Source organism: Xenorhabdus sp. SGI 60, from assembly GCF_056632175.1.
This window is the reverse complement of record NZ_CP196860.1, coordinates 1,526,031-1,546,261: the sequence shown is the minus strand read 5'-3', so window position 1 is coordinate 1,546,261 and position 20,231 is coordinate 1,526,031. Positions and strand designations below refer to the sequence as shown.

At 43.4% G+C, this 20,231-nt stretch carries 16 protein-coding genes; 6 read left to right on the top strand and 10 right to left on the bottom strand.

The genetic code is table 11. The features are described from left to right. From hflD to ACSJJG_RS07430, 5 genes are all read left to right on the top strand, one after another. Nucleotides 1-627: a high frequency lysogenization protein HflD gene (gene hflD, locus ACSJJG_RS07450; protein WP_481088979.1), complete on the top strand. Its 627-nt coding sequence runs from the start codon at nucleotides 1-3 to the stop codon at nucleotides 625-627. A 97-nt stretch (nucleotides 628-724) separates the two neighbouring features. Beyond that, the gene (gene purB / locus ACSJJG_RS07445) at nucleotides 725-2,095 is read left to right on the top strand and encodes an adenylosuccinate lyase (RefSeq protein ID WP_481088978.1); all 1,371 of its coding nucleotides are present in this window, start codon (nucleotides 725-727) and stop codon (nucleotides 2,093-2,095) included. 373 nt (nucleotides 2,096-2,468) lie between these two features. After that, nucleotides 2,469-3,152 carry a two-component system response regulator PhoP gene (gene phoP, locus ACSJJG_RS07440; protein WP_481088977.1) on the top strand — a complete coding sequence of 228 codons (684 nt, stop codon included), beginning with the start codon at nucleotides 2,469-2,471 and terminating at the stop codon, nucleotides 3,150-3,152. Continuing rightward, a complete protein-coding gene (gene phoQ / locus ACSJJG_RS07435) occupies nucleotides 3,145-4,698 on the top strand; it encodes a two-component system sensor histidine kinase PhoQ (protein WP_481088976.1) in 1,554 nt (517 codons plus the stop codon). The genes phoP and phoQ overlap by 8 nt, the downstream gene beginning before the upstream one ends. Next, on the top strand, nucleotides 4,683-5,804 hold the full coding sequence (locus ACSJJG_RS07430) for a ribosomal protein uL16 3-hydroxylase (protein WP_481088975.1): 1,122 nt from the start codon (nucleotides 4,683-4,685) through the stop codon (nucleotides 5,802-5,804). Before phoQ ends, ACSJJG_RS07430 begins: the two co-directional genes overlap by 16 nt. A gap of 52 nt (nucleotides 5,805-5,856) precedes the next feature. Here ACSJJG_RS07430 and pepT read toward each other — a convergent pair whose 3' ends face one another. From pepT to lolC, 5 genes are all read right to left on the bottom strand, one after another. After that, the gene (pepT, locus tag ACSJJG_RS07425; RefSeq protein ID WP_481088974.1) at nucleotides 5,857-7,101 is read right to left on the bottom strand and encodes a peptidase T; all 1,245 of its coding nucleotides are present in this window, start codon (nucleotides 7,099-7,101) and stop codon (nucleotides 5,857-5,859) included. Nucleotides 7,102-7,165: 64 nt separating this feature from the next. Further along, nucleotides 7,166-7,996, bottom strand: a complete 831-nt coding sequence (gene cobB, locus ACSJJG_RS07420; RefSeq protein WP_481088973.1) for a Sir2 family NAD+-dependent deacetylase — start codon at nucleotides 7,994-7,996, stop codon at nucleotides 7,166-7,168. A 106-nt stretch (nucleotides 7,997-8,102) separates the two neighbouring features. Further along, nucleotides 8,103-9,350, bottom strand: coding sequence for a lipoprotein-releasing ABC transporter permease subunit LolE (gene lolE, locus ACSJJG_RS07415; RefSeq protein ID WP_481088972.1), 1,248 nt, complete (start codon nucleotides 9,348-9,350; stop codon nucleotides 8,103-8,105). After that, nucleotides 9,350-10,054 (bottom strand): lipoprotein-releasing ABC transporter ATP-binding protein LolD, encoded by a 705-nt coding sequence (gene lolD, locus ACSJJG_RS07410; RefSeq protein WP_481088971.1) that lies wholly within the window; start codon nucleotides 10,052-10,054, stop codon nucleotides 9,350-9,352. Before lolD ends, lolE begins: the two co-directional genes overlap by 1 nt. Beyond that, complete coding sequence (gene lolC, locus ACSJJG_RS07405; protein ID WP_481088970.1) at nucleotides 10,047-11,249, bottom strand: lipoprotein-releasing ABC transporter permease subunit LolC; 1,203 nt, start codon at nucleotides 11,247-11,249, stop codon at nucleotides 10,047-10,049. Before lolC ends, lolD begins: the two co-directional genes overlap by 8 nt. Before the next feature lie 197 nt (nucleotides 11,250-11,446). On the opposite strand from lolC, the gene mfd reads away from it, so the two are divergent. Then, nucleotides 11,447-14,893, top strand: a complete 3,447-nt coding sequence (mfd, locus tag ACSJJG_RS07400) for a transcription-repair coupling factor (RefSeq protein WP_481088969.1) — start codon at nucleotides 11,447-11,449, stop codon at nucleotides 14,891-14,893. 135 nt (nucleotides 14,894-15,028) lie between these two features. On the opposite strand, the gene umoD is transcribed toward mfd, so the two are convergent. The 5 genes from umoD to lpoB all read right to left on the bottom strand — a co-directional run bounded on the left by umoD (nucleotide 15,029) and on the right by lpoB (nucleotide 20,210). Beyond that, entirely contained in the window at nucleotides 15,029-15,511 is a 483-nt protein-coding gene (gene umoD, locus ACSJJG_RS07395; protein ID WP_481088968.1) for a UmoD family flagellar biogenesis regulator, read from the bottom strand. Nucleotides 15,512-16,222: 711 nt separating this feature from the next. Further along, entirely contained in the window at nucleotides 16,223-17,527 is a 1,305-nt protein-coding gene (locus ACSJJG_RS07390) for an NAD(P)/FAD-dependent oxidoreductase (protein ID WP_481088967.1), read from the bottom strand. A gap of 201 nt (nucleotides 17,528-17,728) precedes the next feature. Then, on the bottom strand, nucleotides 17,729-18,739 hold the full coding sequence (gene nagZ / locus ACSJJG_RS07385; protein WP_481088966.1) for a beta-N-acetylhexosaminidase: 1,011 nt from the start codon (nucleotides 18,737-18,739) through the stop codon (nucleotides 17,729-17,731). 39 nt (nucleotides 18,740-18,778) lie between these two features. Beyond that, complete coding sequence (locus tag ACSJJG_RS07380; protein ID WP_481088965.1) at nucleotides 18,779-19,657, bottom strand: phosphotransferase; 879 nt, start codon at nucleotides 19,655-19,657, stop codon at nucleotides 18,779-18,781. Next, nucleotides 19,641-20,210 carry a penicillin-binding protein activator LpoB gene (lpoB, locus tag ACSJJG_RS07375; RefSeq protein WP_481088964.1) on the bottom strand — a complete coding sequence of 190 codons (570 nt, stop codon included), beginning with the start codon at nucleotides 20,208-20,210 and terminating at the stop codon, nucleotides 19,641-19,643. Before lpoB ends, ACSJJG_RS07380 begins: the two co-directional genes overlap by 17 nt. Between the last annotated feature and the right edge of the window lie 21 nt (nucleotides 20,211-20,231).

Sequence of the window (20,231 nt, the reverse complement as noted above, 5' to 3'; positions counted from 1 at the left end):
GTGGCTAAAAATTATTACGATATTACACTGGCGCTGGCAGGTATCTGTCAGTCAGGCCGTCTGGTACAAAAACTTGCCCATGAAGGCCAGTGTGATACTGATGCTTTTGAAATCATGATCAACAGTGTCCTGAATATGAATCCAACCTCTACGCTGGATGTCTTTGGCAATAATGCCTGCAACCTGCGTGTTGGTCTTGATGCCATGTTGGGTATGTTCAATGGTTCACATAGTGGCGTTTCTGCCGATCTTACCCGCTATATGCTGAGTTTGGTGGCACTGGAACGCCGCTTGAGTAAAAATCCGTCTGCCGTCAATCAATTGGCAACTCGCATCGAACAATTAGAACGCCAGCAAGCCTATTTTGAACCTATGTCAGAGGGAATGTTCAACGCTCTGGCTGGAATTTATGTTGATGTTATCAGCCCGTTGGGACCACGCATTCAGGTAACGGGTTCACCTGATGTATTACGTAATTCGTTGATTCAGGCAAAAGTCAGATCGGTGTTACTGGCCGGTATCCGTAGTGCCGTTTTATGGCAACAAGTTGGCGGTAGCCGCCTGCAAATCATGTTTTCTCGTCAACGCCTGATCCGACAGGCAAAAGAGATCCTTGCTAACGGTTAGATGGTAAAGACTGTTAGCGAAAAATTGTTAAATCTAAATTATTAAACATAAAGCTGTTAAACATACATTGTTAAATAAAATCCGGGAGTTGCTACCAATGGAATTATCCTCACTGACCGCTGTTTCTCCAATTGATGGCCGTTACGGCGATAAAGTCAGCGCACTACGCGCTATTTTTAGTGAGTTCGGCTTACTAAAATTCCGTGTGCAAGTCGAAGTACGTTGGCTGCAAAAACTGGCTGCAACCACAGAAATCCAAGAAGTTCCTGCTTTTGACGCCAACGCAAACGCTTACCTTGATGAAATTATTGCAAATTTCACTGAGCAGGATGCACTGCGTATCAAAGAGATTGAACGCACAACCAACCACGACGTTAAAGCGGTTGAATATTTTCTGAAAGAGAAAGTCGCGCATATTCCTGCCCTGCATCAGGTTGCAGAATTTATTCATTTTGCCTGCACATCAGAAGATATTAATAACCTGTCACATGCCTTGATGCTTAAAACAGCCCGTGAGGAAGTTCTGCTGCCGCAATGGCGCCAAATAATTGATACCATCACACGCATGGCACATGATTATCGCGATCTGCCACTGCTATCGCGTACACACGGTCAACCTGCCACACCTTCCACGGTCGGCAAGGAATTTGCTAACGTTGCCTATCGGATGAAGCGCCAATTCCGTCAGCTTGAGCAGGCAGAAGTTCTGGGCAAAATCAACGGGGCGGTTGGTAACTATAATGCGCATTTATCCGCCTATCCACAAGTTGACTGGCATCAATTCAGTGAGTCATTTGTGACCTCTTTAGGTATTCAGTGGAACCCGTATACCACTCAGATTGAACCCCATGATTACATTGCAGAACTGTTTGATTGTGTGGCGCGTTTCAACACCATCCTAATCGATTTTGATCGCGATATCTGGGGTTACATCGCCTTGAGCCATTTCAAGCAAAAAACCATCGCCGGGGAAATTGGTTCTTCTACCATGCCACATAAAGTCAATCCGATTGATTTCGAAAACTCAGAAGGCAACCTGGGCCTGGCAAATGCGGTCCTGGGGCATCTTGCCAGCAAATTGCCTGTTTCTCGCTGGCAGCGTGATCTGACAGATTCGACAGTATTGCGTAATCTGGGTGTCGGTCTGGGATATGCATTGATTGCTTATCAATCCACGATGAAGGGGTTGAATAAGCTGGAAGTCAATGAACAGCACTTACTGAATGAACTGGATAGCAATTGGGAAGTATTAGCAGAACCTATCCAAACTGTTATGCGCCGTTATGGTATTGAAAAACCGTATGAAAAACTGAAAGAACTGACTCGTGGTAAACGTGTTGATGCTGAAGGTATGAACGCGTTTATTGATGGCCTTGAGCTTCCTGAAGCGGAAAAAGCGCGCCTCAAATCCATGACGCCAGCAAATTACATTGGATACGCTACTTCGCTGGTTGACCAGTTAAAATAATCTGTGTTTATCCATACAGATGGGCGGGTTCTATTCCGCCCATGCGCGATTTCTGTGCTGCAATTTCCTGCCCGCTGCGTAATCCCAGCAGACGCTCTGCATCGCAAATCACATAGCAACCTGAATACTATTGAGTATATGAATTATATAGAAGTTAAATAAATTGTAAATTTATTTACTATTTCAACCTAACCATTTGTTTTTAAATGCACCAATCATTAATATACCAACAAAAGATAAATAGTTACTATACTTAGTTTACTCATAATCATATATCTATATTTTTATTTAATCTTTATTGACGAAGTTGATGACTTAGCTATTTTAAATTTATTTGATAAACATTAATTACTGATTAGCATAAGGAATCATTATGCGGATATTGATCGTTGAAGATAATGCATTGCTTCGCCATCACTTAACCGTACAATTACGGGATATTGGACATCAAGTTGATGCTGCGGAGAATGCTAAAGAAGCAGATTATTATCTTAAAGAAAGTCACCCTGATATTGCTATCGTTGATTTAGGGTTACCGGGAGAAGATGGCCTTAGCATGTTACAGCGCTGGCGTAGTGAGCAAGTTAATTTACCTATCCTTGTTCTTACCGCCCGTGAGAGCTGGCAAGAAAAAGTCAACGTGCTAAATGCGGGCGCAGATGATTATGTTACCAAGCCCTTTCATCTGGAAGAAATTAATGCCCGCATACAAGCATTAATGCGACGTAATAGTGGTTTGGCATCACAATTAGTTGAGATATCACCATTTTTAATCAACCTCTCAAGAAAGGAGTTTTCTATCAATGAAACCAATATTAAATTAACCGCCTTTGAATACATTATTATCGAAACCTTAATGCGCAATAATGGCAAAGTTGTCAGTAAAGAAACGCTGATGCGCCAATTGTATCCAGACGCTGAATTACGTGAGAGTCATACAATTGATGTATTAATGGGGCGTTTGAGGAAAAAAATATTGAATGAATGGCCGGAAGAGGTCATTGTCACTGTTCGTGGTCAAGGGTATCGCTTTGATGTGAAATCTTATAATGCTTAAGTTCTCTGAAAAACCTTTTTCTTTGAGAACACGGTTTCTCATGGCTACGGCTGCTATTATTCTTGCATTGACCCTATCATATGGCATTGTTGCTATTGCCGGATATTTAGTCAGTTTTGATAAAACAAGCTATTCCATACTCCGTAGCCAAAGTAATCTATTTTTCACATTAGCCAGATGGGAAAATAACAAGCTAGAAATCCTTGTTCCCAAAGATTTTTCCATGAATTACCGCTCATTAGCACTGATCTATGATAATGGTGGAAATATTCTTTGGCGCCAGAATAATGTGTCTGAATTGGAAAGAATGATTGATCCTGACTGGCTGAAAAAAGATGGCTTATATACATTAGAAGCGTATTTTAAAGAAAAAGGGGATTTTTTCTATAATCCAACAGCAACACCGAATCAAGATAATGCAAAAAAGGCAGAAAATAGTAAGGACGTGTTATTAACCTATTCAGTTGCTGTAAATATTTATCCTGCCACTGACAAACTGCCTGCCATGACCATTGTTATCATTGATACCATTCCACAAGATGTACAGGAATCAGCAAAAGTATGGGAATGGTTTGGATATGTACTCATCGCTAACTTACTTCTCATCATTCCATTAATCTGGCTTGCCGCTGACTGGAGTCTTAGGCCAATAAAATCCTTAATTACCCAGATCAGTTCATTAGAAAATGGAGAAAGGAAAGAACTGGATGAGAACCCTCCTACTGAATTAAAAGGGCTGGTCAGAAACTTAAATAACTTGCTATCCAATGAACGTAAACGTTATGCCAAATATCACACAACCCTCTCGGATTTGACGCATAGCCTGAAAACACCTCTAGCGGTATTGCAATCAACCCTGCGCTCTCTGCGCCCCCCTCAAAAGCTGACCATTGAACAAGCTGAACCTATTATGCTTGAACAAATTGACCGGATATCCCAACAAATCGGCTATTATCTACACAGAGCCAATATGCGCAGTGACCATAGCTTACTTCTGAGGCAGATTTCTTCTGTCCCAATCTTGCTGGATGGCCTAATCAGTGCCTTAACTAAGGTATATCAACATAAGGGCATCAAAATTATGCTCGATGTCTCTCCTGAAGTAACATGGCTAGGGGAAAAAAATGACTTTCTGGAAGTGATGGGAAACATTCTGGATAACGCTTGTAAATATTGCCTGAAATTGGTCAAAATCACCGCCACAATGGGAGAAAATGCAGTCACTATTATTGTCGATGATGATGGATTAGGTGTCCTCCCTGATAAGCGAGAAATGATTTTTCAGCGTGGTTTACGCGCCGATACATTGCGATCAGGTCAAGGTCTTGGTTTGTCGATAGCGTCTGAAATTGTCGAGCAATATGAAGGTGATATCAGCATTGATGATAGTCCACTTGGTGGTGCCAGGGTAAGCGTGATATTTCGCGCCCAACACAATCACAATCTCAAAATATTTCAGCCAAATCTGATATCGTCATTGACTATTCGTTATAATAGCGCGAAATTCACCTCTCACTTCAGGATGTCACCATGGATTATCAGCTAAATCTGGACTGGCAGGCGTTTTTGCAAAGCCATTGGCAAAAACGACCATTGCTGATTAAACAGGGTTTCCATCAGTTTGTTGATCCTCTTTCCCCCGATGAGCTGGCGGGTCTGGCGATGGAAAATGAAATCGATAGCCGTTTGGTCAGTCAGAAAAATGGGCGCTGGGACGTTTCCCACGGACCATTTGAAACCTACGACCATTTAGGCGAAAAAAACTGGTCTTTGCTTGTACAAGCTGTTGACCATTGGCATCTCCCCTCTTCTGCACTGATGAAACCATTCCGTGTGCTGTCTGACTGGCGCATGGATGACTTGATGATCTCGTTCTCCGTACCCGGCGGTGGTGTTGGCCCCCATCTTGACCAATATGATGTTTTTATCATTCAAGGAAAAGGGCGCAGACGCTGGCGGGTAGGTGAAAAGGTCTCCATGAAACAGCATTGCCCTCATCCTGATTTGTTGCAGGTTGAACCCTTTGAGGCAATCATTGATGAAGAGATGTTACCGGGCGATATACTCTATATTCCACCGGGTTTCCCACACGAAGGCTATGCTATTGAGGCTTCACTGAACTATTCAGTGGGATTCCGTGCCCCCAATGCCCGTGAATTATTCAGTGGATTTGCGGATTATATTCTGGCAAACGAGCTGGGAAGCCATCGCTACAGTGATCCTGGACTGACATTTCGTAATAACCCAGCCCAAATCCAAACAAACGAGTTGGACACACTGCGCTCAATGATGCGTGAATTGTTGGAACAACCAGAAACTTTCCAACATTGGTTTGGCGAATTTATCTCCCAATCGCGCCATGAATTAGATCTGGCACCACCTGAACCTCCTTATGAAAGCGATGAGATTTATGATTTGCTAAAACAAGGCGAAGAATTAAATCGCTTGAGTGGCCTGCGCGTCCTGCGGGTTGGCGATCAATGTTTCGCCAATGGCGAATTGATAGATACTCCTCATCTCCATGCTACTGATGCCATTTGCCAATATGACAAAGTCAACGCTGAACTTCTGGGTGACGCTATTGATGATGTCCGATTTGTCAGCCTGCTTACGGCTTTGGTCAATAGCGGTTATTGGTATTTTAATGATTAATCCAAACTAAGGGGCAAGATGGGTTGCCCCTTATTTTCTGAATGACGGCGTGTTATTCAGGCGGGACATGATTTCCGTGACTTACCGTCAGTTCAGCAATCCGCATAATCACATTAACTGCTTGCTCCATGCCCTCCAGTGAAATAAATTCGTGCTTGCTGTGACAATTATAGCCGCCTGTGAATATATTCGGGCACGGGAGGCCACGATAAGATAACTGTGCGCCATCCGTGCCCCCTCGGATCGGCTGGATTATCGGCTCAATATGACAATCCAGCATCGCTTGTTTAGCAATGGCAATAACATGGGGATATTTAAGCATCTCGCTATGCATGTTGTAATAATCATCATCTATCGCCAGCTCAATATAACAGTCTGGGGGCAATCCTTCTCCTGCATTTTCCGCAATAGCAATGAGGTTTTTTTTACGCTTTTCAAAATTAGCCCTGTCAAAATCCCGAATGATGTAGTGCATCTCGGCTCGTTCGACTGTGCCTTTCATATTCTGCAAATGATAAAAACCTTCATAATCTTCCGTCTGTTCAGGGGTTTCTTCAACAGGTAAGGCATGATGAATGTTCATGGCTAATGTCAATGCGTTAACCATGACGCCTTTGGCACTGCCCAGATGAGCCATATTACCCACAATCTTGATTGCCACTGATGCGGCATTGAAATTTTCAAATTCCAATTCTCCTACTCCGCCTCCATCAACGGTATAGGCCCATTCTGCGCCGAAAGCCTCTATATCAAAATAGTGCACACCCCTGCCAATTTCTTCATCTGGCGTAAATGCTATCCGAATATCACCATGGGGAATATTTCCCTGTTTCAAACGCACCAGTGCGGTAATGATTTCAGCGATCCCGGCTTTATCATCAGCACCCAACAGTGTCTTCCCATCAGTCGTAATTAATGTTTTTCCCAATAGGCTATGTAATACAGGAAACGCGACTGGCGACAACACCTCATCTCCCATTCCTAATGCAATATCGCCGCCACGATAATTTTCCACAATCTGGGGATTAACATGCTTACCAGAAAAATCCGGGGAGGTATCGAGGTGGGCAATAAAACCAATGACAGGCACTGGTGTTGCAACATTTGCTGGCAATGTTGCCATAACACAACCCCTCTCATTGAGAGTCACATCAGCAAAACCAAGCGGGATCAGCTCCTCGTATAACACTTTGGCAAGATCCAATTGACCGTTACTACTGGGAATGGTTTTAGCGGATGGTTTTGCTTGAGTATTAAAGGCAATATATTGAAAAAAACGCGCTAATAATCTATCCATCTTCTCCCCCTCATTCATATGAATTTATTATGGAAAAAATGGATAGCGTTGGTATTGCGTCAAATCAGCTTTTATCTGCCTTTATCTGCTGAATTAAGGATTGGGTATATTGCGTCACTATTTTACTGGCATGCCCATAATGTTTTTCATCAAACAAATTCTCGACCTGGCTAGGTTCAAGATTCAACTCAACAGTGTGCGCCCCAGACAATTTAGCCTCATGCACAAACCCCGCTGCCGGATAAACGTGGCCCGATGTTCCGATAGCAATAAAGATATCGGCATCAGCTAAAGCAGAATAAATCGGTTCCATCCCCAATGGCATTTCCCCAAACCACACCACATGAGGGCGCAATGGGGACGGGAACTGACAACAATGGCAGCGATCTTCCATAGTGAGATCAGTCGTCCATTCAACTACCTGCCCTGATTGACAACACCGAACTTTCAGTAATTCACCGTGCATATGCAGAACCCGACGGCTTCCCGCTCGTTCATGCAGATCATCAATATTCTGTGTCACCAATAAAAAACGGTCACCAAACTCACGTTCGAGTTCCGCCAAAGCATAATGTGCAGCATTAGGCTGGATGTCAGGTTGCTGTAGCTGCTTTCGACGTGCATTGTAAAATGCCTGAACCAGATCAGGATCACACTGGAAACCTTCTGGCGTCGCAACATCTTCGACACGATGTTCTTCCCACAGGCCATCAGAAGAGCGAAATGTTTGAATGCCTGATTCAGCAGAAATGCCTGCCCCCGTCAGTACTACCACATAAGGTTTTTCTATTTTATTTGCCAATCGGATATCCCTGTAAAAGTTTTGTCTATGTAATCGCTGTCGCCGTAATCGCCTGATTCGGTAAAATTTACTGTGCCGATGAAGAACCCGCATAGATTATTTCCTTAATGTGTTTTTAGTTTGTTCTTTCAGCCGATCCATTTTACCGATTCAACGAGATACGATAGCGTGCTTAGATACGCGTTGATACCCCAATATTCTATTGCCCACTCAAAATTCGCGCTGGATCAAGTTTACTGGCCCGACGAGCAGGATACCAACTCGCCAACAAGCTTAATACTAATGCCGTTAACAAAACATAAAACACATCCATAAGATGCAATTCTGACGGCAGAAAATCGATAAAATAGATATCTCCTGAAAGGAGTTGATGTCCAAGCAGCTTTTCCAATGCTTTAATGATAGTCGTCAAATTTAATGATGTGAAAACCCCGACAACGACACCGGTTATACTACCTATCATGCCTGTCAGTGATCCATACCATAAAAAAATTGCCCTGATATGGCTATCCCTGGCACCCAGTGTACGTAGGATGGCGATGTCGCTACTTTTATCCTTCACAGCCATAATCAGTGTTGAAATGATATTAAAGCAAGCTACACCAATAACCAAAACCATCGCCAAATACATAATGCTACGCACCATCTGGATATCGTTGTACATATAACCATAATCTTTTATCCACGTGCTGATGTAGACATATTTTCCCGTAGCGTTACCTGCATCCCACACACGCTGTTCTGCGGCAAAAACATTATCTGCTTTAATGGCAATACCTGTTATTGCATGACCATAATCCAGGTAGTTCTGGGCATCAGGCAAAGGAACAAGGGCTAAACTGTGATCTAACATGCCGCTTAACTGGAAAATACCCGCAACTTGTAAACGGATACGTTTAGGCTGCAAAAGTTTCAGGCTTGCATCATTATTGGGGATCATGACAGTCACCCAATCACCTTGTTTCACGCGCAGTACATGAGCCACTCCCTGCCCTAAAATCACCTGATTTTTTCCTGCCCTGAATGTTTTCCATGCCCCATTACGCACAAACTGGGGTAAAGTACTCACCTTCATCTCGGTATCCAGATCAACACCACGTACCTGTATAGCATGAAGTTTTTCACCGCGTTCCATCAGGCCAGTAAACTCAATATAGGGAGAGGCTCCGGCAATACCTGACGTTCCCCTTACCCGCTTAAGGGCGGTTTCCCAATCCTGAAAAGGCTGCTCCACAGCATAAATTTGTCCATGTGGCACGACGGAAAGTATCCGGTTTTTCAGTTCTCGTTCAAAACCGTTCATGGCACTCAGGCCAATAATCAGCACCGCGACACCCAGCATGATACCCAGCGTCGAAATGACCGAGATCAGGGAAACCATTCCTGAACGACGTCGGCCCCGACTGAATCGTAATGCGGTAAATAATGCAAGAGGCAGATTTACCATTACCTCTCCCCCGTCGTCAGGGTTAATTCATCCTGTAAATACCCATCACGCATTTCTACCTGACGAGCCAGTTGATTAGCTAATTTCAGATCGTGGGTGACAACGAGAAACGCAGTGCCTTGCTGTTGGTTCAATTCTTGCAGGAGCCGAAACACACTGTCTGCATTTTGTTGGTCAAGGTTACCCGTGGGTTCATCCGCCAATACCAATGACGGTTCATTTACCAGTGCCCGTGCAATTGCGACACGTTGGCGCTCTCCCCCTGACAGCTCAGATGGCCGGTGATGTGCCCGATTTTCCAACCCAACCGCCGCCAGCATATCCAGCGCTTTTTGTTGAGAACGGCGTTTTTGACCACCAATCAGGAGCGGCATCGCCACATTTTCCAATGCAGTAAAATCAGGCAATAAATGGTGAAACTGATAAATAAAACCAATTTCACTGTTACGTAATTCTGCCCGCGCAGACGAAGACATTTGGTTGAGTGATTGTCCTTTGAACCGAACCTCACCAGTCGTAGGTGAATCCAAACCACCAAGCAAGTGCAAAAGGGTACTTTTACCAGAGCCAGAACTCCCAACAATGGCCATTATTTCACCCTGTTGCAGGGAAAAAGTGACATTCTTTAATACTTCTGTCGAAATTTTTCCTTCCTGATATTTTTTGCACAGTTGGTGACACAGTAATAAAGGGTGATTACTCATAACGTAAAGCCTCAGCAGGTTGGGTAGCAGCCGCGCGCCAGGAAGGGTACAGCGTCGAGATTAAAGAGATCAGCATGGCACTGAGGGCGATCAGTATCACTTGCGTAGTGTCAATCGCAACAGGTAACTGAATGCCCTCAGCCAGCAGGCCGATAATCGGCATGAGGTTATTTAACTGACTGGAAAGCAATATTCCCAATCCCGTTCCCAATACAGCACCAATAATGCCGGCTCCCGCTCCCTGGATCATAAAAATAGCCATCACCTGACGGCGGGTCAGCCCTTGCGTCTGCAAGATAGCGATTTCACCCTGTTTTTCCATCACCAATAGAGAGAGAGAGGTAATAATGTTAAAAGCAGCGACGGCAATGATCAGGCTCAGCAATAACCCCATCATATTTTTCTCCATGCGAACCGCCTGAAAGAATTCCCCTTTGCGTTCGCGCCAATCTTTCCATATCAACCCATTTGGTAAGATTTGCTGGCTTAACTCATCTACTGATAATGGCTCATTGAGGAACAAACGCCAGCCGGTAATATTACCAATGGGATAACGCAACAATCTGGCCGCATCCTGTTGATTAACTAGCATTTCCGTACCATCGGCTTCACTGTTGGCGAAAAATGTACCCGCTACCGTGAATAAACGCTGGCTGGGAATTCTGCCCATTGGTGTTAACTGGCTGGCACTCGGCACGATAATACGGATTTGATCACCCCGTTTTACCCCTAATCTGGCCGCCAATTTTTCTCCCAGAATGACAAAATAACGTCCGGGTTGGAGTTGGCTTCGATCAACATTAACAAGATGTTCTGCCAATGGCGCATATTCGTCCTGATTAATGCCTAACATGACACCAACACCCACATTGTGGAGACTCTGTAGCACCACATCCCCTTGTACGATGGAGGTCATGCGATTAACCCCCTTTAATCCCGCAAGCTGGCTATTCGGATGTTCAACCGGGTTGATAGAGCCTTTTTCCGATGTAATGATAGCCTGCGGCATAAAGCCCAGGATGCTACTTTCTAATGAACGCTCAAAACCGTTCATGACTGACAATACTGTAATCAAGGCCGCTACGCCTAACGTAATGCCAATCGCTGACAACCATGAAACAAAACGGCCAAATTTATCGACCGCCCGCCCGCGCATATAGCGCAATCCTATAAATAATGAGACAGATTGAAACATGAAATCTGTTACGCCCCTGTTGCCAAAGCAAAGTGTTCGAGGATAATAAAGGGTAGCAATACTTTATGGAACCACCCGTATCCCGGTTCTGTGGTTTTTTTTACTTTCTCTCAACCTGCCAGCGTATTTATTGTAAGGCTACTGGGTTAAAAATGTGTTGGGAATGGACTGAATCTTAGAGAACACATCAAACGCTTATGTCAGCAAAATACCGTTATCAACTTCCTGAAAGCCGCGGCGATACCCGCTACTTAGGCCATTTAACAGGTGCAGCCTGTGCCGTTGAATGCGCCGAAATCATTGAACGTCACCCAGGGCCAATACTGCTGGTGACCAGAGATATGCAAAATGCCCTACGATTGCGTGATGAAATTCAACAGTTCACCGACGTGCCAATAAACACTATGTCAGATTGGGAAACTTTGCCCTACGATAGTTTTTCTCCCCACCAAGAAATTATCTCCAATCGCCTGTCCACGCTTTATCACTTACCCTTTATGACGAAAGGGGCATTAATCCTTCCCGTCAACACTTTGATGCAACGTGTCTGCCCCCACGATTATCTCAAAGGACATGCATTAGTCATGCACAAGGGGCAACGTCTTTCACGTGATAAACTGCGGGCAGAGCTGGAACAAGCGGGTTATCGCAGTGTTGAACAGGTACTTGAACATGGCGAATTTGCTACACGCGGAGCCTTATTTGATCTGTTCCCTATGGGCAGCGAATATCCTTATCGCATTGATTTTTTTGATGATGAGATAGACAGCCTGCGCACTTTTGATGTGGATAGCCAACGCACACTGGCCGAAGTGGAAAAGATCAATCTATTGCCAGCCCATGAATTCCCAACCGACCAAAATGCGATTGAGCGGTTTCGCAGCCAATGGCGCGAACAGTTCGAAGTCCGTCGTGATGCTGAACATATTTATCAGCAAGTCAGTAAAAAAATGCTACCTGCTGGCATTGAATATTGGCAGCCGTTGTTTTTTGAACACCCCTTAACTGCCATCTTTGAATATCTGCCCGAAAATACCCTGTTGATTACCCAGAATTTGGTCAGTGCTGCGGAACGTTTCTGGCAAGATACCCAACAACGCTTTGAAAGCCGCAAAGTTGATTCTATGCGCCCGTTACTCGCGCCTGAACAGCTCTGGTTGCCTGTCAATACACTATTCTCAGGATTGAAAAATTGGCCTCGTATTGAAGTTGATAATGAACCTCTTCCCCAAAAAGCCAGGAATACCAACTTAGCCTATCATTCTCTACCTGATTTATCGGTTGCTGCACAGCAAAAAGAGCCATTGGATAAATTACGCCGTTTTATGGAGCAATTCAGTGGCAAGATCGTGTTTTCAGTGGAAAGTGAAGGACGCCGGGAATCCATACAAGAATTATTATCTCGCATCAAAATCAAACCGAAAAAAATAGACCAGCTAACCGATGCCAGTACTTCTGGATATTATTTGATGGTTGGTGCCGCAGAGCAAGGTTTCGTTGATGAAGATAACAATCTCGCTCTGATTTGTGAAAGTGACATGCTTGGCGAACGTGTCAGCCGTCGTCGCCAGGATAATCGGCGCACAATTAATACCGATACATTGATCCGTAATCTCGCTGAATTACGGCATGGACAACCTGTTGTTCACCTTGAACATGGCGTTGGGCGCTATCAGGGGCTTATAACATTAGAAGCGGGTGGCATTAAGGCAGAGTATCTTATCCTGACTTATGCCGGAAAAGATAAATTGTATGTGCCTGTTTCTTCCCTTCATCTCATCAGTCGCTATGCGGGTGGTGCTGAGGAAAGCGCTCCCTTGCATAAATTGGGTGGAGAGGCATGGAACAAGGCGCGTCAGAAAGCGGCTGAAAAGGTGCGTGATGTTGCGGCCGAACTCCTGGATGTTTACGCACAACGGGCCGTCAAACCGGGTTTTGCTTTCCAAAACGATCGCGAACAGTACCAGCTGTTCTGCCAAAGTTTTCCATTTGACACAACACCGGATCAAGAACAGGCCATCAATGCAGTACTTGATGATATGTGCGAACCTATTGCTATGGATAGGCTGGTATGTGGTGATGTCGGGTTTGGCAAAACAGAAGTAGCAATGCGTGCCGCGTTCTTGTCCGTCATCAATAATAAGCAAGTCGCCGTTCTTGTGCCAACCACCTTATTGGCACAGCAGCATTATGATAACTTCCGCGATCGCTTTGCAAATTGGCCTGTGCATATTGAAGTTATGTCACGCTTTCGTAGTGCAAAAGAGCAACAGCAGGTCATTGATATGGCAGCGGAGGGCAAAGTAGATATCATTATTGGTACTCATAAACTGCTGCAAAGTGATTTGGGCTGGAAAGATCTCGGTTTGTTGATCGTTGATGAGGAACATCGTTTCGGCGTTCGCCATAAAGAGCGTATCAAAGCTATTCGGGCAGACGTTGATGTCCTGACACTCACCGCCACCCCAATCCCTCGTACGCTTAATATGGCAATGAGTGGCATACGCGATCTCTCCATTATCGCCACTCCCCCTGCCCGTCGTCTGGCAGTAAAAACTTTTGTACGTGAATATGATAGCCTGGTGATACGTGAATCTATCCTGCGTGAAATTTTGCGCGGCGGGCAGGTTTACTATCTATATAATGATGTTGAAAATATCGAAAAGGCAAAAAACCGACTGGAAGAGTTGGTTCCCGAAGCCAGAATTGTTGTGGGACATGGGCAAATGCGTGAGCGTGATCTGGAACGCGTTATGACGGATTTCCATCGTCAACGTTTTAATGTTCTGGTATGTACCACTATCATCGAAACGGGTATCGATATTCCCAGTGCTAATACCATTATCATTGAACGTGCCGATCATTTTGGCCTGGCCCAATTACACCAATTACGTGGGCGTGTCGGGCGCTCCCATCATCAGGCCTATGCTTATTTGCTGACGCCACATCCAAAAGCCATGACCGGCGATGCACAAAAACGGCTTGAAGCCATTGCATCTCTCGAAGATCTGGGGGCTGGTTTTGCATTGGCTACCCACGATTTGGAAATTAGGGGGGCTGGCGAATTGTTGGGTGAAGACCAAAGTGGGCAGATGACCAGCATCGGCTTCACTCTCTATATGGAATTATTGGAAAGTGCCGTTGATGCCCTTAAAAATGGGCGGGAGCCTTCTCTTGAAGATCTCACCAACAACCAGACTGAGATAGAATTGCGTATGCCTGTGCTTTTACCTGATGACTATATTCCAGATGTCAACATACGCTTATCTTTCTATAAACGCATTGCCAGCGCACAAAATAATCTCGAATTGGATGAACTGAAAGTCGAACTTATTGACCGATTTGGTATTCTACCCGATTCAGGACGCCAGCTGCTGCAATCCGCTGCTATTCGCTTGATCGCTCAACAACTCGGTATCAAACGCATTGAAGCACATGAAAAAGGTGGTTTTATTGAATTTGGTAGTAATAATAAAGTCGATCCGAATTATCTAATTAGTTTGTTACAAACACAGCCCAATATTTACCGATTGGATGGACCCTATAAATTGAAATTTATGACTGAATTAATTGAGCGGGCTACTCGTTTATCGTTTATCCAGCAATTATTAGAAAATTTCGATCTACACAAAAGTGATGCCTAATCAAGCCACTTGAGCGATAAAAAAGTAATGTCACAGATTGCACTATTTTGCCCAGTCCGCCAAATTACAACTTAATGCGAACTAAACGCGAAAAAGTGCAATCCTTTTTACTTTCAGTTAAGAAGTCAAAGAAACTCATTGTTGTGAATACGATTTCAGGATCAATTGTCCTTTCTCATTTAAAGGGATGGAGTCATTGGGTTTGTACTCTATCCTAACTTTTCCTGGTTGCTCACCAATAACATAATTTACGTCATAGGCAACAACACGTGGTTTCTTAAAATGAATTTCTATACAGTTTTTTAACGCCGAGTGGATTAAAGCAGGGTATTTTCTATTAATTTTCAAGTGGTTAATAAGAGTTAAAATACGATACTCATATTTAATCAAATGATTATGCGCAATACCTTTTACTGTAACAGGAATGGGAAATACTGCAATATGACAATAGGATTGACGAAAAACAACCGTTGATCTGATAGGTTCCGAAGATAATACATGCGCAACGCGGGGGCGTGGAGATTCAAAATAGAACGTCGCCGCTTTACCAATGATGGCAATAGCGATAATAGTCATTATAGAACTCATTACATACTGTCTTATCGTTAGCTTAACCACATAGCACCTTGATATATTAATAGTTTTCCACACAATTTGATTAAAAGAATATTTCGCAACTATTTTTAAATAAACTAAAAGTGCGCTACGTTCATTATTGAGAAAAATCCTATTCCATTAAGTCAGTAAAATCATTAAGCACTTATCCATGTGGTCATTTATTATTGTGAATAATTTCAGTGTTGACTTTACGAAAAAAACAGCTTCTATACCTATTTCATTAAGAGTTAGTACATGAAGATTTATGTGATATTCTCTCTTCATATCACATAAAAAGTTGCCACATAAAAAGTACAGACAACACAAAAAATAAATGATATACCACCTAAGAACCTGATCCTACAGACTGTAGTAAAATTGTGATACCAAGGTAACCTAACTAAAACAGGCTTTATTATAACGATTAATTAAATCTGCTGATAAATTATTTGATTCTCTATTAGGTAGGTATGCATAACTAAGTCAATTAAATCTATCTTGTATAACATATCAATATAATTATGGAGCATTACTTTAAAAAAATTATCACATATAACAATAATGAATTAAAATGAGAGCCAAATTTGATTCAAATACAGTTTTATTCATTATAGTAAATAACCAGGTTGACTTTAGAGAAGAATAATTATGATATGTATAATAATAAATATAATGAACAGGTAAATGACCCACCTCAATTAATTACGTCAAGATGAGCCATTTGGGGGCTAATTAATGCAACTTCAGGCGTGGACGAATAACGCGGTTAATTCCTCCGACCAGCATCATCAAACCTGTTTTAATATATCCATGCAGAGCGACCTGATGCATACGATACAAAGAGATATAAACCACACGGGCAATACGGCCTTCAATCATCATTGAACCACGCATCAAGTTCCCCATCAGACTACCAACAGTACTGAACTTGGATAAGGAAACCAATGAACCATGATCTTTGTAAACATACTCTTTCAATGGTTTTTCATTCAATAATGCCAAGATATTGGCATAACAACGGCTTGCCATCTGGTGAGCAGACTGCGCACGAGGAGGAACAAAACCCCCCTCTTGTTTCGGGCATGATGCGCAATCCCCAATGGCAAAAATATGATCATCCCGTGTGGTTTGCAAAGTTGGTTTTACAACCAATTGGTTGATACGGTTTGTTTCCAATCCACCGATATCTTTCATAAAGTCAGGTGCTTTAATTCCCGCAGCCCAAACCATCAAGGAAGCTTTGATCTGCTCACCCTCTTTGGTATTCAGCCCATGCTCATCAGCACTGGTCACCATTGTCTTGGTTAATACCTTAACACCCAATTTAGTCAGCTCTTGATGGGCTGCACTGGAAATGCGTGTCGGCAACGCAGGCAGGATACGCTCCCCTGCCTCAACCAACGTCACGTTAAGGGCATCTGTATTAAGGCTTTCAAAGCCATAACTGTTAAGTTGCTTAACCGCATTATAAAGTTCCGCGGAAAGCTCTACACCCGTCGCACCACCACCAACAATCGCGATATTCACTTTTTCTTCTGCACGGTGATTTGCAGAATATTTCAGGAACAAGTTCAACATTTCATTGTGGAAACGATGTGCCTGTTGCGGGTTATCAAGGAAAATACAATTTTCTTTCACACCAGCCGTACCAAAATCGTTAGATTGGCTGCCCAATGCCATGACAAGAATGTCGTAAGCCAGTTCACGTTCTGGTATCAACAAATCACCATCTTCATTACTGATCCCAGCCAGAGTAATTTTTTTCCCTTCACGATTGATATTCGTGAGTGTACCTAGCTGGAAATTAAAATAATGGTTGCTTGCATGAGCTAAATAACTCAATGCATCAACACCATCATCAAGAGACCCCGTTGCAACTTCATGCAATAGTGGTTTCCATAAATGGCTATTATTGCGATCCACCAAAGTAATTTCGGCTTTTTTCTTACGCCCTAATTTGTGTCCCAAACGCGTTGCTAGCTCTAAACCACCAGCGCCCCCACCAATGATGACAATTCTTGTCTTTGGCGTTGTCATGAATACCCCACTGAAAATACAACATAATGTTATGTAAGGCGTTAAGTTCATTTCTTTGAGTAAAAAACCTTGAATAACGTCCTTAAATAACTTCAAGCTAAACAAATTTCATATTGCAAATATCACCAGAATATCATGGCAGGTCAGTTGGTCATACCAAAAACAGTCACAACTAAATTCTTTTGATTAATTAGACATCAATCACAAAAATTGTTCACACAAACCCTGTAACGTCTGGTTAGCCTTTTGCCAACGTTCAGATTGCTGTAATTCTTCCAAACTAAATTGTTTGCCTTGATGGTATAACTGTTTGACTTTAGGTGATTCAATTATCGGCAGGTTATCCAGCACACTAACTGCTCCCTCTCGATTGTTACACACTAAAATCATGTCACAACCGGCATCTAATGATGCTTTAGCCCGTTCAGCATAACTGCCCATCACGGCGGCGCCTTCCATCGACAAATCATCGGAAAAAATAACGCCGTTAAATCCTAATTGCTCACGAAGTATGGTTTTCAACCAATAGGGTGAACCGCTTGCAGGTCGGTGATCTATCTGAGGATAAATAACGTGAGCAGGCATAATTGCATCCAGCAGATGACGTTGGATAAAATCGCGGAAAATCACCATATCATGGCAACTAATGGCATCCATGGAACGGTTATCCCTTGGTGTTTCCTTATGGGAATCTGCCGTCACGGCGCCATGTCCCGGAAAATGTTTCCCCGTCGATTTCATGCCCGCAGAATGCATTCCTTGGATAAATTTTTCCGCCATTACCATCGCAGGTTCAAGCTCTTCATGGAATGAACGTTCACCAATTGCTGTACATTTATGTCCCAAGTCCAATACTGGCGCAAAGCTGATATCGATATCCATTGCGATCATTTCTGATGCCATTAACCAACCAGACTCTTTTGCCAGATGTGCTCCTATAAGCATGTCATGTACACAAGCAAAAGATTGTGCCGCAGGTAAACGCGTAAACCCCTCATGAAAACGCTGAACCCGTCCTCCTTCCTGATCAACAGCAACCACCAAACGGTGGCGGGAAGCTGCGCGGATTTGGCGAACCAATTCACGTAATTGTTCTGTATCGTGGAAATTGCGGGTAAACAAAATTAAGCCACCCACTAATGGGTGCTGTAAAATTTCGCGTTCTTCGTTATCCAATTCATAGCCAACAACATCTAACATTACTGGCCCCATAGCCTTCCTCACTTCTCTTTATATTGGTTATTAGATTCATTACGACAATTTAAATGCCTGGCGTAAGGGATGTGCCAGCGATAAAAATTGTTGTTCTCTTGTCTGCTGCAAGCGCACTTCATACCACATTAACATCATATAACTGACCCACGGTTCCCATCGCTTAATTTGTTGCTGCAATAAGTGGATATCTGAATATCCTGATGCCTGGGTACAATAATAATCTAAAAAAGTTTTTTGCTTCACCTCATCCCATTGATTTACCTTGAATAATACAGCCAGTGAAAAGCCGATATCGACATCCGCAGCATATTCCCAATCAATCAATTTTAACCCTTTTTCAGTCATTAATAGATTATCAGGGTGAACATCCATATGAGCCGGAGCTATCTTTAGTGCGGTGGGTACTCTACTCACCATAAAAAATTTGTGCAGACGTAACCAACGAGGAGATAAGCGTCTTCTGTCAATCTGCTGCCACTGGAATGCAATTTGTTTTTTTAATTGAAGGAGATAACCCAATGGAGAATGGCTATGAAGAATAGCAAGCGTTTGGGCCAATGATTGCAGTAAAACCGGCTGACCCAATGTGTCGGGTTTTACTTTTGTTCCAGTGAACCACTCAAGCAACAGCCAGGTTCCGTGCATAGCCACTACTTTAGGCGCAATACCGGTGGAAGATAATCGCCGCAAGATCTGATTTTCTCGTTGACGATCCACGCCGAGCATTTCACTATGCGGTGTTTGGGCGCGTCCAACCATCTGATGCACTTCATTTGTAGCTGTATTAGCAGCAATATAGTAACTTCCCTGTGTCAAACCCGTTAATGGCCTAATTTCCCAAGAGTCGGCGGGAATATCAGGCCATAACTGACACAACACCCTGAGCAAAACGTTGCCATTAGTTAATGTCACCACGGCCTGACCAGAGTATTTCGCCAGTTTTCACCAGCATTAACTGCATCTCCAGGTCACGCTGACCATGATTATTGGAGACAACAGAATAGAGAACATAATCGGCATTTAAATAACGTGCCAATCCAATGGATTTACTGCGCAACCCCAGGCTATCTTCCGATGATAACCCCAGCGCCTGTCTGGCTAAATGGACTTGAGATTTTGATACAACCTGAAAAACCTGTTTATTGCTGATGACATTCGTAATCGCATCTGTGGCTTTCAGAGTTCGCAATGAGCCATTAGTGTTGTTCTTGACAGAATCAACCAACAGTAATTTTCCCGCTTCCACACCGTTAGCATTAACCATCTGATCAACTAACGGCTGAACAATGCGACCCCAATTAATAGATTGAATTTTAGGCGGCTGGGGCACTTTTTCTGATGGTCCTACCGACGACTCCGGTTTTTTCTCTGGCTCCACCGGTGTAACAGGAGCAGGCAGCTGTGTTTCTGGAACGACACAACTCGCCAGCAACATTGCTGATAACATAACAAAGAGAATTCTTTTCATTAATCTACTCCAGTTACATCA

Bases quoted from the DNA above. Each gene is read 5' to 3' on its own strand.
- purB (WP_481088978.1), top strand. From the start codon at position 725: ATGGAATTATCCTCACTGACCGCTGTTTCTCCAATTGATGGCCGTTAC.
- phoP (WP_481088977.1), top strand. From the start codon at position 2,469: ATGCGGATATTGATCGTTGAAGATAATGCATTGCTTCGCCATCACTTA.
- phoQ (WP_481088976.1), top strand. From the start codon at position 3,145: ATGCTTAAGTTCTCTGAAAAACCTTTTTCTTTGAGAACACGGTTTCTC.
- ACSJJG_RS07430 (WP_481088975.1), top strand. From the start codon at position 4,683: ATGGATTATCAGCTAAATCTGGACTGGCAGGCGTTTTTGCAAAGCCAT.
- pepT (WP_481088974.1), bottom strand. From the start codon at position 7,101: ATGGATAGATTATTAGCGCGTTTTTTTCAATATATTGCCTTTAATACT.
- cobB (WP_481088973.1), bottom strand. From the start codon at position 7,996: ATGCGGGTTCTTCATCGGCACAGTAAATTTTACCGAATCAGGCGATTA.
- lolE (WP_481088972.1), bottom strand. From the start codon at position 9,350: ATGGTAAATCTGCCTCTTGCATTATTTACCGCATTACGATTCAGTCGG.
- lolD (WP_481088971.1), bottom strand. From the start codon at position 10,054: ATGAGTAATCACCCTTTATTACTGTGTCACCAACTGTGCAAAAAATAT.
- lolC (WP_481088970.1), bottom strand. From the start codon at position 11,249: ATGTTTCAATCTGTCTCATTATTTATAGGATTGCGCTATATGCGCGGG.
- mfd (WP_481088969.1), top strand. From the start codon at position 11,447: ATGTCAGCAAAATACCGTTATCAACTTCCTGAAAGCCGCGGCGATACC.
- ACSJJG_RS07390 (WP_481088967.1), bottom strand. From the start codon at position 17,527: ATGACAACGCCAAAGACAAGAATTGTCATCATTGGTGGGGGCGCTGGT.
- nagZ (WP_481088966.1), bottom strand. From the start codon at position 18,739: ATGGGGCCAGTAATGTTAGATGTTGTTGGCTATGAATTGGATAACGAA.
- lpoB (WP_481088964.1), bottom strand. From the start codon at position 20,210: ATGAAAAGAATTCTCTTTGTTATGTTATCAGCAATGTTGCTGGCGAGT.